13 protein-coding genes are annotated in these 13,041 nt (G+C 66.9%); 8 read left to right on the top strand and 5 right to left on the bottom strand.

Annotation, left to right across the window (positions count from 1 at the left end; genetic code table 11):
- Nucleotides 1-63: 63 nt before the first annotated feature.
- A complete protein-coding gene (locus ACNA0R_RS07540; protein WP_415825559.1) occupies nt 64-753 on the bottom strand; it encodes a hypothetical protein in 690 nt (229 codons plus the stop codon).
- 416 nt (nt 754-1,169) lie between these two features.
- Between ACNA0R_RS07540 and cysG the strand changes: the two genes are divergently transcribed.
- Complete coding sequence (gene cysG, locus ACNA0R_RS07545) at nt 1,170-2,585, top strand: siroheme synthase CysG (RefSeq protein ID WP_415825332.1); 1,416 nt, start codon at nt 1,170-1,172, stop codon at nt 2,583-2,585.
- 107 nt (nt 2,586-2,692) lie between these two features.
- Here the strand turns inward: cysG and upp are convergent, their stop codons facing one another.
- Nucleotides 2,693-3,331 (bottom strand): uracil phosphoribosyltransferase, encoded by a 639-nt coding sequence (upp, locus tag ACNA0R_RS07550; protein ID WP_086063471.1) that lies wholly within the window; start codon nt 3,329-3,331, stop codon nt 2,693-2,695.
- Nucleotides 3,332-3,370: 39 nt separating this feature from the next.
- Nucleotides 3,371-4,867 (bottom strand): D-alanyl-D-alanine carboxypeptidase/D-alanyl-D-alanine endopeptidase, encoded by a 1,497-nt coding sequence (dacB, locus tag ACNA0R_RS07555; RefSeq protein WP_415825333.1) that lies wholly within the window; start codon nt 4,865-4,867, stop codon nt 3,371-3,373.
- A gap of 117 nt (nt 4,868-4,984) precedes the next feature.
- Between dacB and queA the strand changes: the two genes are divergently transcribed.
- The 6 genes from queA (at nt 4,985) to ACNA0R_RS07585 (ending at nt 11,159) form a co-directional block, all read left to right on the top strand.
- Nucleotides 4,985-6,043, top strand: coding sequence for a tRNA preQ1(34) S-adenosylmethionine ribosyltransferase-isomerase QueA (queA, locus tag ACNA0R_RS07560; protein WP_415825334.1), 1,059 nt, complete (start codon nt 4,985-4,987; stop codon nt 6,041-6,043).
- Nucleotides 6,040-7,176, top strand: a complete 1,137-nt coding sequence (tgt, locus tag ACNA0R_RS07565; RefSeq protein WP_415825335.1) for a tRNA guanosine(34) transglycosylase Tgt — start codon at nt 6,040-6,042, stop codon at nt 7,174-7,176. Before queA ends, tgt begins: the two co-directional genes overlap by 4 nt.
- Nucleotides 7,177-7,390: 214 nt before the next feature.
- Nucleotides 7,391-7,723 carry a preprotein translocase subunit YajC gene (gene yajC / locus ACNA0R_RS07570; protein ID WP_415825560.1) on the top strand — a complete coding sequence of 111 codons (333 nt, stop codon included), beginning with the start codon at nt 7,391-7,393 and terminating at the stop codon, nt 7,721-7,723.
- A gap of 108 nt (nt 7,724-7,831) precedes the next feature.
- Complete coding sequence (gene secD / locus ACNA0R_RS07575) at nt 7,832-9,727, top strand: protein translocase subunit SecD (protein WP_415825336.1); 1,896 nt, start codon at nt 7,832-7,834, stop codon at nt 9,725-9,727.
- A gap of 47 nt (nt 9,728-9,774) precedes the next feature.
- Nucleotides 9,775-10,704, top strand: a complete 930-nt coding sequence (secF, locus tag ACNA0R_RS07580; RefSeq protein WP_415825337.1) for a protein translocase subunit SecF — start codon at nt 9,775-9,777, stop codon at nt 10,702-10,704.
- Between the two features lie 119 nt (nt 10,705-10,823).
- Nucleotides 10,824-11,159 (top strand): hypothetical protein, encoded by a 336-nt coding sequence (locus ACNA0R_RS07585; protein WP_415825338.1) that lies wholly within the window; start codon nt 10,824-10,826, stop codon nt 11,157-11,159.
- A 93-nt stretch (nt 11,160-11,252) separates the two neighbouring features.
- Here the strand turns inward: ACNA0R_RS07585 and ACNA0R_RS07590 are convergent, their stop codons facing one another.
- Nucleotides 11,253-11,981: a haloacid dehalogenase type II gene (locus ACNA0R_RS07590; RefSeq protein WP_415825339.1), complete on the bottom strand. Its 729-nt coding sequence runs from the start codon at nt 11,979-11,981 to the stop codon at nt 11,253-11,255.
- 107 nt (nt 11,982-12,088) lie between these two features.
- On the opposite strand from ACNA0R_RS07590, the gene ACNA0R_RS07595 reads away from it, so the two are divergent.
- Nucleotides 12,089-12,565, top strand: coding sequence for an OsmC family protein (locus ACNA0R_RS07595; RefSeq protein ID WP_415825340.1), 477 nt, complete (start codon nt 12,089-12,091; stop codon nt 12,563-12,565).
- A 39-nt stretch (nt 12,566-12,604) separates the two neighbouring features.
- Here the strand turns inward: ACNA0R_RS07595 and ACNA0R_RS07600 are convergent, their stop codons facing one another.
- Nucleotides 12,605-12,988 carry an RNA-binding S4 domain-containing protein gene (locus tag ACNA0R_RS07600; protein WP_415825341.1) on the bottom strand — a complete coding sequence of 128 codons (384 nt, stop codon included), beginning with the start codon at nt 12,986-12,988 and terminating at the stop codon, nt 12,605-12,607.
- Nucleotides 12,989-13,041: the final 53 nt, after the last annotated feature.

Raw genomic sequence — 13,041 nt, forward strand, 5'->3', positions numbered from 1 at the left:
GGCTTTTGCCTCAAGCCCCCTATTGCTACCGTGTGCTACGCCCGCGGAGCATCTATTTGATCTTTATTTGACCTTTGTTATCTCCACCGCGGATTTGATGCCCTGCTGATCGATGTCCTGCTTCATCACCAGATTGACGGCGGGGCAATACCAGTCGGTGACCATGGTGTTCAGCGCCGGGATGGGAATCGTCAAGCCTTTGAATGTCGCCATCGTCGGGTCGGTATCCCGGCTGTAGGAGATCGGCCAGCAGGATTGCTGCCCCAGCGCCGTGGCCATGCTGCGACGCGTGCCGACGATTTTCTGGCTGATGCGCACCGTGGTGCTGGGGGTGCCGCCGACGGGGGCTTCCTTGCCGATATTCAGGCGGAAGTTCGCGCCGGGCAGTTTCTGACCCGGACCGCTGATTCTCCCGTCGTAGGCGAACAGGCCCAGCATGCGCAGGTCGAACTGTCCATCCGACGCGGGCTTTTCGCCGGCGTTTTCATACTTGACGAAGGTCGCCTTGCCGTCGCGCACCGTCATCAGGTAATCGAGCTTGGACTTGCCCGGCGGCAGGCCGGCGTAGGAAAACGTCGCGACCCCGCTGACACGGGCGCGGCAGTTCTCTCCATTGCTTTTGGTTACTTCGGCAAACGCCAAATCGGCGCCCAGTTGCAAATTGCCCGAGCCGGTCAACTGCACCTCCCCGCCATTACGGATGAATTGCGCGTCGCAAACGCCGGCCTGCGCCGCGCCGGCGGCCAGCATCATGGCGGCGGCCGCGACGGCGTGCGGCAGAAAGGTGGCGGCGTGCCGGCCTGCCCGCGATGGAGCGGATCCCGTGGACGTGGGGCTGGGGGACGTGGCGTCGAAAGCGGAATGCGGATACACGGTGGGAGACCTCTCAAAAGCAGCCGCCCCTGGACATAAGGCGGTGCGTCGATACTACACCGCGGCCAGACCCGCGCGGCGGGCGCCAGCCCTGCATACGAGAGAGCGGCGCGAGCTTCCTTATAGCGGCCATGGATGAAACTTGATCCGGATATTCCGGAAAATTATAAGAACATACCCATAACTTCCTTCCTGGTCTTCAACGCCCCTTTCTAGAATGCGCGTATTGCCCATTTCGCGCCGCGACCTGGGCTTGCGTCGTTTTACGGCGCCCGATATCCCAACCGCCCGCTGCCATGAAACTATTCCCTCTGTTCGCCGACCTGAACCAGCGCCTCGTCCTGGTCGTGGGAGGTGGCGCCGTCGCCGCGCGCAAGGCGCAGGCGCTGCTGGAAGCGGGGGCGCGCGTGCAAGTAGGCGCACCCGAGCTGAACCCGGAACTGGCGGCACTGGCGCAGGCCGGCCGGATTACCCATGTCCCGGGCCGGTTCGAGGACGCCTGGCTGGAGGGCAGCTGGCTGGTCGTGGCGGCCACCGATGACGAAAGCGTCAATGCCCGGGTGGCCGCGGCGGCCGCCGCGCGGCGCATCCTGGCAAACGTGGTGGACGACCCCGCGCTGTCCTCGTTCCAGGTGCCTTCCATCGTCGACCGGTCGCCGCTGATTGTGGCGATCTCGTCGTCCGGCGTGGCGCCGGTGCTGGCCCGGCGCCTGCGCGAGCGTATCGAATCCTTGTTCGACCACGCGCTGGGGCCCCTGGCCGAGCTCGCGGCGCGCTATAGGGCGCGCATCCGGGAGCGCCGTCCGGACTTGGGCGCGCGGCGGCGTTTTTACGACAACCTGCTGGATGGGCCGGTCGCCGCGCTGCTGCGCCAGGCGCGCCCGGCGGAAGCCGCCCAGGCACTGGAAACCGCGCTGGCGCAGCCCCAGGAAACGCCGGCGGGCAGCGTGGTGCTGGTGGGCGCCGGCCCGGGCGACCCCGGCCTGCTGACGCTGAAAGCGCTGCGCGCCCTGAACGAAGCGGACGTCATTCTGTACGACCGGCTGATCAGCGCTGAAATCATGTCGCTGGCCCGGCGTGACGCCGAACGCATCGACGTCGGCAAGCGTCCCGGCGAGGACCACGCGGCCACCCAGGCCCGCATCCACGCCCTGATGGTCGAGCACGCCAGGCGGGGACGGCGGGTGGTGCGGCTCAAGGGCGGCGACGCCTTCATCTTCGGCCGCGGCGGTGAAGAGCTGCAATACCTGAGGGCCCACGGGGTGCCCTACGAGGTGGTGCCCGGCGTGACGGCGGCGCTGGCCTGTGCGGCGCATGCCGGCATACCCTTGACGCATCGCGAACACGCGCAGTCGCTGCATCTGATCACTGCCCACTGCCGGGACGACGGCCAGGCCATGGACTGGCAGGCCTTGGCCGGAGCCAACCAGACGCTTGCCTTCTATATGGGAGTCAGCCAGCTGGAGTCCCTATCGCGCGGCCTGCGCGAGCACGGACGGGCCGCGGATACGCCCTTCGCGCTGGTGGAAAACGGCAGCCGGCCGGAGCAGCGGGTGGTGACGGGGCGGCTGGAAGACCTGGCGGCATTGGCGCGGACCCACGCGATACGGGCGCCGGCCCTGCTGATCGTGGGCAGCGTGGCGGCCCTGGCCAATGAGCTGCATTGGTTCGGGGAACATATAGACGGCATGGCGGCCGCGCCGTCGGCCTGACCGGGCCCCGTCCGCCTTTCCCTGGCCGCGCAAGCTGGCCCGGCAAGGCCCGGCGACACCGGCCCGGCGCGGCTGTGGGCCCGGCGCGGCGGGGTCTGTCCGTGGCCCTATTCCGCCTTCTGCCGCGTACCAAAAATCCGGTCACCCGCGTCGCCCAGGCCGGGGATGATGTAGCCGTCCTCGTTCAGGCGCTCATCGATGGACGCGGTGTACACCTGGACGTCCGGATGCTCGCGGTCCAGCCGGGCGATGCCCTCCGGGGCGGCCACGAGCACCAGGGCGCGGATATCGCGGCACCCTGCCCGCTTCAGCATATCGATGGTGGCGCACATCGACCCGGCCGTCGCCAGCATGGGATCGACGATCAGCGCCACGCGCTGGTCCAGCTCCGCCACCAGGCGCTCCAGATAGGTATGCGCCTGCAGGGTTTCTTCGTTGCGGGCGATGCCGACGACGCTGACCTTGGCGCCGGGCACCAGGGTGAGCACGCCATCCAGCATGCCGATACCGGCGCGCAGGATGGGCACCACGGTGATTTTCTTGCCGGCCAGCTTCTCGACATCGACGACGCCGCTCCAGCCCTGCACCTGGCAGTGCTCCAGGGGCAGGTCCTTGCAGGCCTCGTAGGTCAGCAGCGCCGCGACTTCCTGGGATAGTTCACGGAAGCTTTTGGTGCTGAGGTCGGCGCGCCGCATGATGCCAATCTTGTGGCGGATCAGCGGATGGCGGATTTCATGCACGGGCATGGGGATTCTCCGATGGCGATGGTTGGAATCGTAGCGTGTTCAGCGATCGACCAGCCACTTGATCAGCGCATCGTCGAAAGGCCGCACCGCGTCGGCGCGATCATCGTTGACGATGCTGACCACCACGTAGCGCTTGCCGCTGGCGCCCAGCACGTAGCCCGCCATGGCGCGCACATTGGCCAGCGAACCGGTCTTCAGGTGCGCCATGCCGCGCGTGTCCCTGTCGCGCAGGCGTCGCCGCACCGTGCCGTCGACGCCCGCGATGGCCAGCGAAGACATGAATTCCGGCATATAGGGGGAATTCCACGCCACCGTCAGCATCGATGCCAGGCTGTCGGCCGACACCCGGCCTATGCGCGACAGGCCCGAGCCGTTGTCGATGACCAGCTCCGGCATGGACAGCCCCTGGCTACCCAGCACGCGGCGCACGACGGCCGCGCCGCTGTCCGGCGTGGCGGGACGGCGGCCGCCCTCCGCGCCCAGGGTCAGCAGCAGCAGGCGCGCCATCACGTTATTGCTGCGCTTGTTGATGGTGCGGATCACGTCGCCCAGCGGCGGCGACTCGTGGGACGCCAGCGGAACCGCGTCCGGCGGCACCATGCCGGCGCGCACCTGGCCGTTGAAGGTGCCGCCCATCTCCCGCCACAGCTGCCGGATGACCTCGGTGGCGAAATCCGTCTGCGACAGGGCCAGGCGGTACAGGCTGAATTCGCCGCAGGAACCGGCGACGGTGCCGGTCACGCGCAGCGTAATGCCCTGCTGCGTGATCAAGGGTTCGGTGGCGACGTCCGGCGCACCCGGGCAGACGGCGTCGCTCCATTCCACCTGGCCGCTGACGCTCACCCCCGGCAGGGGCGGATCGATGACCGGCCGCCAGCGGCGCGCCGCCGGATCGGGGATGAACAGCAGGCGCAAGGCGCCGAAACCCACCATGAGCGCGTCCGGGCTGGCGTTGTAGGGCCGGTCGGGCGCGCCGTCGAAGGCCCCGGGGTCGGTGGCGACCGAGCCGAATATCGTGCGGTCGATAACCAGGTCGTTGATCTGCCGCACGCCGTGCAGGCGCAGATCGCGCAACAGCGTCCACAGGTCCTGCATCAGGAACAGAGGATCGCCGCCGGCGCGCAGATAGAGCGGACCGGGCAGCACGCCGTTGGCGCCCACCCGGGCGCCCGGCTGGGCCAGCAATTCGGTGCGCCACGTATAGTTGGGGCCCAGGCTGGACAGGGCCGACCAGGTGGTGATGAGCTTCATCACCGAAGCCGGATTGCGCGGCTCCTTGGCATTGATGGACAGCAGGCGCTGGCCGCCCAGCTCCTGGACCACCAGCGACAGGGACCCGCTGGGCAGCTTGCTGGCGCGCCACGTCGCCGCCAGATCATGCGGCAGCACATTGGTGGAAGCAGGCGCCAGGCCCTGGGCGACGGCGGCGGCCGGCGCCAGGGCCGCCACCAGGGACACGATCAGGACGGCCGCGACCGATCGCCACACCCCTGGCCACAACCCCGCCGTCCGCTTGCCGCCTGCCCGCTCTATCATTCCCGCCCGCTGTCGTCGCCAAATCGCCAAAAGCGCCAAGGATACCCTGCATGGGCTGGCGCGTGCGCCGGGCCTACTACAATCACGGGTTGGCTTTTTACGATTTCCACGTCCAGCGTGTCTCCGTCCCTGCCCTCTTCCCATCGCGTTTCCGACTTCGACTATGAACTGCCGCCCGAGCTGATCGCCCAGCACCCCAGCGCCGAGCGCGGCGGCAGCCGCCTGTTGCACCTGGACGCGCAAGGCGGCCTGCACGACAGGCGCTTCGCCGACATCGCGTCCCTGCTGCGTCCGGGCGACCTGCTGGTGTTCAACGATACGCGGGTGATCAAGGCCCGCCTGACCGGCCATAAGGCCAGCGGCGGCAAGATCGAAGTCCTGGTGGAACGCATCACCGGCCCGCGTCGCGCGCTGGCGCACGTGCGCGCCAGCAAATCGCCCGGACCGGGCACGGTGCTGCGCCTGGCCGGCGCCTTCGAAGCCGTGGTGGAAGGCCGCGCCGGCGAGCTCTTCGACCTGAGCTTTCCCGATGACGTGCTGGCGCTGCTGGACGCCCATGGCGCCACGCCGCTGCCGCCCTATATCACCCACGCCCCGGACAGCCACGACGACACCCGCTACCAGACCGTCTACGCCCGCGAACCCGGCGCGGTGGCGGCGCCCACGGCGGGCCTGCATTTCGACCAGGACATGCTGGACCGCCTGGACGGCATGGGCGTCGGGCGCGCCTTCGTCACCCTGCACGTCGGCGCCGGCACCTTCCAGCCGGTGCGGGTCGAGAACATCGCCGACCACGTCATGCACGCGGAGTGGTACACCGTGCCGCAGGCCACCGCGGACGCCGTGGCGCGCGCCAAGGCGTCGGGCGGCCGGGTGGTCGCGGTGGGCACCACCAGCGCCCGCGCCCTGGAATCGGCGGCGGGGCAGCACCTGCCCCTGCGCGCCACCCAGGGCGATACGCGGCTCTTCATTACCCCGGGCTATCGCTTCCAGGCGCTGGACGTGCTGATCACCAACTTCCACCTGCCCCAATCGACGCTATTGATGATGGTGTCGGCCCTGGCGGGCATGGAACCCATCCGCCGCGCCTATGCCCATGCCGTGGCGCAACGCTATCGTTTCTTCAGCTACGGCGACGCGATGTTCATCGAAGCCGCCGGCGCCCCCAGACCATGACAGGACTCGATTTCCAACTGCTGGCCACCGATGGCGGCGCCCGCCGCGGCCGCATCACGCTCAACCATGGCGTCGTCGAAACGCCCATCTTCATGCCGGTGGGCACCTATGGCAGCGTCAAGGCCATGCTGCCCCATGAACTGGAAGAGATCGGCGCGCAGATCGTGCTGGGCAATACCTTCCACCTGTGGCTGCGTCCGGGCACGGACATCATGGAAAAGCACGGCGGCCTGCACGGCTTCATGGGCTGGAACAGGCCCATCCTGACGGACTCGGGCGGCTTCCAGGTGTTCAGCCTGCAGGGCATGCGCAAGATCACGGAAGAAGGCGTGCGTTTCGCCTCGCCCATCGACGGCGCGCGCCTGTTCCTGACGCCGGAAGAATCCATGCGCATCCAGCGCGCGTTGAACTCCGACATCGTCATGGTGTTCGACGAATGCACGCCTTATGAAATAGACGGCCGCGCCGCCACGGAGGAAGAAGCCGCGCGCTCCATGCGCATGTCCCTGCGCTGGGCGCGGCGCTCGCGCGATGCCTTCGACGGGCTGGCCAATCCCAACGCGCTGTTCGGCATCGTCCAGGGCGGCATGTACGAGCGGCTGCGCGACGAATCGCTGGCCGGCCTGCTGGACATCGGCTTCCACGGCTATGCGATCGGCGGCCTGTCCGTGGGGGAGCCCAAGGAAGACATGATGCGCATCCTGGCGCACGTGGCGCCGCGGCTGCCGGCCCACGCGCCGCGCTACCTGATGGGCGTCGGGACGCCGGAAGACCTGGTGGCCGGCGTCGCGCAGGGCGTGGACATGTTCGACTGCGTGATGCCGACCCGCAACGCGCGCAATGGCTGGCTGTTCACCCGCTACGGCGACGTCAAGATCCGCAATGCCCGCTACCGCGACGATACGCGGCCGCTGGACCCCAGCTGCGGCTGCCATACCTGCGGACATTTCACGCGCGCCTATCTGCACCACCTGCAGCGCGCCAACGAAATCACCGGGGCGCGGCTGAATACGCTGCACAATCTGCATTTCTACCTGACCCTGATGGGCGAGATGCGCGAGGCGATCGCCGCCGGGCGCTTCGAGGCCTGGCGAGCGCAGTTCGCCGCGGACCGGGCGCGCGGGGTGGATTAGCGGCGGCGCCAGGCATGCCGCGGCGCGGGCGGTTGCCAGCCGGCGCCGGCGGCCTCCGGTGCGGGCCCGGCGGGTAACGCTTTCCCGGGCGGACAGCTTCGCTACAATAGCGGGCTGCCCTATATGCGCAGGCTCGCGAAAAACCCAAAACCACATCAAAAACCGATAACCGGATCCGCATGACGGATCCCACTGGAGAATTCCGATGTCCTTCATGACCGACAACCTGGGCGTGGTCGTCGCCCAAGCCGCCCCGGAAAGCGCGCTGATGAACTTCCTGCCCATCGTGCTGATGTTCGTCATCCTGTATTTCCTGATGATCCGGCCGCAGATGAAGCGCCAGAAGGAACATCGCAACCTGCTGGCCGCCCTCAGCAAGGGCGACGAAGTCGTCACCGCCGGCGGCCTGCTGGGCAAGGTCACCCGCGTCACCGACACCTATATCACCGTGGAAATCTCCGAATCGGCCGACAAGCCGGTGGAAGTGGTCGTCCAGAAGAGCGCCGTTTCGACCGTGCTGCCCAAGGGAACCATCAAGGCGCTGTAAGCGTCCCAGCATGCCGGACCGCGGCGGCGCCCCCGCCGGCCGGTCCGCCTGGCAGTTTTCCCGGCTTTTCGCCTCAACCGTTCTTCGTCACCCTACAAGTAGCCGGCCATGAACCGCTATCCCCTCTGGAAGTACCTTACGGTCCTGATCGCGGTCGTCATCGGCCTGCTGTATACGCTGCCCAATTTCTACGGCGAATCCCCCGCGGTACAGATTTCCAGTGCGAAAGCGACGATCAAGGTCGACAACGCCCTGCTCGGCACGGTGGAACAGATCCTGAACCAGGCCAAGATTCCCACCACGGGCGCCTACTACGAACAGAACGGGCCGCTGGGCACCATACGCGCGCGCTTCGCCTCGACCGACCAGCAGCTGCAGGCGCGCGACCTGATCGACAAGACCCTGAACACCGTCCCGGGCGATCCCCATTACACGGTGGCGCTGAACCTGCTGCCGGCCTCGCCGGAGTGGATGCGCGCGCTGGGATGGTTCGAGCCCAGGCCCATGTATCTGGGCCTGGACCTGCGCGGCGGCGTGTACTTCCTGCTGCAGATCGATATGCAGGGCGCCTTGAACGCGCGCTATGACTCCCTGGCCGCCGACGTGCGCAGCGTGCTGCGCGACCAGGACGTGCCGGGCGTCACCGTCGACCGCACCGGCCAGGCCGTCACCGCCACCTTCCCCAACGGCGACAGCCGCGACAAGGCGATTTCCATCCTGCGCTCGCGCATGCCCGACCTGCAATTCGTCGACCAGAACGACGGCGGCAAGCCGCAGCTGGTCGGCACGCTCAGCCCGGCGTCTATCACCCGCGTGCAGGAAACCGCGCTGAGCCAGAACATCAACACGCTGCACAACCGGATCAACGAACTGGGCGTGGCCGAACCGGTCATCCAGCAGCAGGGCAATGACCGTATCGTCGTGCAATTGCCCGGCGTGCAGGACGTGGCCAAGGCCAAGGAACTGCTGGGCCGCACCGCCACGCTGGAAATCCGCATGGTGGACGACTCGCCGTCCGCCCAGGCCGCGCTGGCCGCCAATACCGTGCCTTTCGGCCTGGAACGCTACACCGACCGCGACGGCCGGCCGCTGCTGGTACGCCGCCAGGTCATCCTGACCGGCGAGAACCTGCAGGACGCCCAGCCGGGCCGCGATCAGCAGACCCAGCAGCCCGCCGTGCATCTGACGCTGGACGCCAAGGGCGCGCGCATATTCCGCGACGTCACCCGCGACAACGTGGGCAAGCGCATGGCCATCCTGCTGTTCGAAAACGGCAAGGGCGAAGTCGTCACGGCGCCGGTCATCCGCGGCGAGATCCCCGGCGGGCAGGTGCAGATCTCCGGCAGCATGACCGCCGAGGAAGCCGCCGACACGGCGCTGCTGCTGCGCGCCGGCGCCCTGGCCGCGCCGATGTCCATCATCGAAGAACGCACCATCGGCCCCAGCCTGGGCGCGGACAACATCGCCAAGGGCTTCGCGTCCACGCTGTACGGTTTCCTGGCGATCGCCGTCTTCATCATCGTCTATTACCGCTTGTTCGGCGTGTTCTCCACCATCGGCCTGGCGGTGAACGTACTGCTGCTGCTGGCGCTGCTGTCCATGCTACAGGCCACGCTGACCCTGCCGGGCATCGCGGCCATCGCGCTGACGCTGGGCATGGCCATCGACTCGAACGTGCTGATCAACGAGCGGATACGGGAAGAGCTGCGCAACGGCGCCTCGCCGCAACAGGCCATACACCAGGGCTTCGAGCGCGCCTGGGGCACCATCCTGGATTCGAACCTGACCACGCTGATCGTCGGCCTGGCGCTGCTGGCCTTCGGTTCCGGCCCCATCCGCGGCTTCGCGGTGGTGCACTGCCTGGGCATCCTGACGTCGATGTTCTCGTCGGTGGTGGGCGTGCGCGCGCTGGCCAACCTGTGGTACGGCCGCCGTAAAAAGCTGGCCAGCGTATCCATCGGCCAGGTGTGGAAACCGTCGGAAGACGCCAAGGCGAAGGCCTGATACCAGATACGGCCCGCTAACGGCATCCAAACAAAGCAAGGCGAAACATGGAATTCTTCCGCATACACCGCACCATCCCGTTCATGCGGCATGCGCTGGTGCTCAATATCATCAGCGCGGTGACCTTCCTGGCGGCCGTCTTTTTTATCGTGACGCGCGGCTTCCACCTGTCCATCGAGTTCACCGGCGGCACGGTGATGGAGGTCAACTACGCGCAGACGGCGCAGCTGGAAAATGTGCGCGGGTCCGTGGCCAAGCTGGGCTACGCGGACTTCCAGGTACAGAACTTCGGCACGTCGCGCGACGTGCTGATCCGCCTGCCGCTGCAGGCCGGCCAGACTTCTTCGCAGCAAAGCGACGCGGTGCTGAAGGCCCTGAAGGCCGACGATCCTTCCGTGGAACTGCGCCGGGTGGAATACGTGGGTCCGCAGGTGGGCCAGGAGCTGGTGCACAACGGCCTGATGGCGCTGCTGTTCGTGGTGCTGGGCATCGTCATTTACCTGGGCATCCGCTTCGAATGGAAGTTCGCCCTGGCCGGCGTGGTGGCCAACCTGCATGACGTGGTCATCATCCTGGGCTTCTTCGCCTTCTTCCAGTGGGAATTTTCGCTGTCCGTGCTGGCGGGCGTGCTGGCGGTGCTGGGGTATTCGGTCAACGAATCCGTGGTCATCATGGACCGGATCCGGGAGAACTTCCGCAAGCAGCGCAAGGCGTCCGTGCAGGAAGTCATCAACGGCGCCATCACGCAGACCATCTCGCGAACCATCATCACGCACGGTTCGACGCAGATGATGGTGCTGTCCATGCTGTTCTTCGGCGGCCCGACGCTGCACTACTTCGCGATGGCGCTGACCATCGGGATCTGGTTCGGTATCTATTCGTCGGTGTTCGTGGCGGCCGCGCTGGCCATGTGGTTCGGCGTCAAGCGCGAAGACCTGGTCAAGCCGGCCAAGAAGGACGGCCCGGAAGTCGCCTGACTCCGCGTCCGATGCCGGACAGGCGCCGCCCTCCACGGGCGGCGCACCGTTGATTGCCGGGCGCAAGTGGCATATCCGTCATATTGCCGCGGTGGCCGGCCGGGATGATAATTCCCGGTATGGAAGCCGCCGCCCAGCCTCGCCGAAGATTTCACTCCAGGCTCGAAGCCATCGAGGCCAGCATGGATTGGCGGATTTCGCGAATTGAAGACTACACGCGCGAAATCCGCACGGACATGAAGGAAATGCGGGCCGAAATGCGGGCGGAGCTGAATGAGGTCCACAACAAGATCGCGGGGTTCAAGATAGTTGTGGTCACGACGGCGATCGCGGTCGTGCTGGGCATCGCCTCACTCAACGCCGCGCTGACGTCGAACATGCTGAGCGCCTTTCAGGCGGGCATTCAGAACACGGCGCAGAAAGCGCCCGCCGAAGCGCCGGCATCGTCCCAATAGCAGCGCCATTTCGCAGCCCGTGCCCCGGCACGGGCCCTAGTTCTTGTCGCTGGCTGCAAGCTGGACGCCAGGCGGCCCAGTGCCGCGGCGGGCTCAGGCCGGGCAGTTCATCTTCGTCGCCAGCTCCACCATGTCGTTGGCGACCCAGTCCCAATCCTGTTCGGCGCGCAGATTGGTCTTCTGCTCCGGGCCGTATTCCGTGGGCCGCAAAACGAATGCGGTATGGAATCCACACTTGCGCGCCGCCGCCAGGTCGGAATTGTGGGCCGCCACCATGCAGATTTCCTCCGGCCGCAGATCCAGCACTTCCGCCGTGCGCAGATAGGCTTCGGGCGAGGTCTTGTAGGCCTTGACCACCTCCGCGCCCAGGATGGCATCCCAAGGCAGCCCGGCGCGCTTGGCCATGTCGGTCATCAGCCTGATATTGCCGTTGGACATCGGCGCGATGATGAAACGCTGCTTCAGGCGCCGCAGGCCTTGCACCGAATCGGGCCACGGGTCCAACCGGTGCCAGATCAGGTTCAGGTCGTTCAGCGTTTCCTCCGGCAGGCTGGCGACATCGACCTTGTAATCCGCCAGCAGGGCTTCCAGGTTTTCGCGATGCAGCACGTCCAGCTTGACGAAGGGACGGCGGCCGGAACGCACTTCGTCCAGCGCAGGCTGGTATTTCTTGCGCCAGGCATTGGCCACATCGTGCGGGTCATCCTGGATACCGTGCCGCTCCAGGAACGGCCGCAACTGCCGCGCGACGCTGGTGCGCCAGTCCACCACCGTTCCGAACACATCGAACAGCAGCGCCTTGATCTTGTCTTCCTTCGCCATGGTCTCCACCCTTGCATCGAGTAAGTTCGATGCCGAAGTCTACCGCTGGTGATACGCTCGCGGCTTAATCATCGCTGAACCGATATCCAACGAATCTGGAGCACCGAATGGCGCATGGCGAACACAGATATCGCGTCGAAGTCGAATGGACCGGCAACCGCGGCAGCGGTACGTCAGGCTACGCGGCCTATGGCAGGGACCACCTTATCCGGGCCGAAGGCAAGGCCGACATCGCTGGATCCTCCGACCCCGCCTTCCGCGGGGACCCGACCCGCTGGAATCCCGAAGAACTCCTGCTGGCGTCGGCTTCGGCCTGCCACAAGCTCTGGTACTTGCATCTTTGCGCCGAGGCCGCCGTCACGGTGCTGGAATATGTCGACCGCCCGGAAGGCACCATGGTGGATGGGCCGGGAGCCGGCCGGTTCACTTCCGCTGTCCTGCGTCCCGGCGTAGTGATCGCGGCGGGCAGCGACGCCGGGCAGGCGCGCCAGTTGCACCATAGCGCGCATGAAAAGTGCTATATCGCCAATTCGGTGAACTTCCCGATCCGCTGCGAACCCACCATCACCGTCGCGGCAGGCTGAAAGTTTTCCTGGGCAGAGTATCGGCGGAAACCCACCCGCCTATTTCCCCCGCCACTGATCGATCAGGCGGCGGTCGCGCTTGGTGGGGCGGCCCTGGGCGATATCGAGGGCGGGTTCGGGCGCCAGGCGGCGCATTTCGGCGGCGCGTTCGCGGGCGGCGATGCTGTCGGGGGTTTCGTCGTACATCAGGCGCGCCGCGGTGGCGGGGCCGCGTATGGTGCTGACGGCGCGGACCAGCACCCGGATGGGCGGATCGCTTTTGCGCACGGTGATGTAATCGCCTTCGCCCACCTCGCGCGCGGGCTTGGCGGGGTGGTCGTTGACCAGCACCCGGCCCTTGCCGATTTCCTCCACCGCAAGGGCGCGCGTCTTGTAGAAACGCGCCGCCCATAGCCATTTATCCAAGCGTATCTTGTTCGTCATGGGGTCCTCCGACGTCATCGGCGGCTTTGTCGTGGCGTCCCATCACACGTTCC

The organism is Bordetella sputigena, assembly GCF_965137885.1.
In the GTDB taxonomy this organism is placed as follows: domain Bacteria; phylum Pseudomonadota; class Gammaproteobacteria; order Burkholderiales; family Burkholderiaceae_B; genus Bordetella_C; species Bordetella_C sputigena.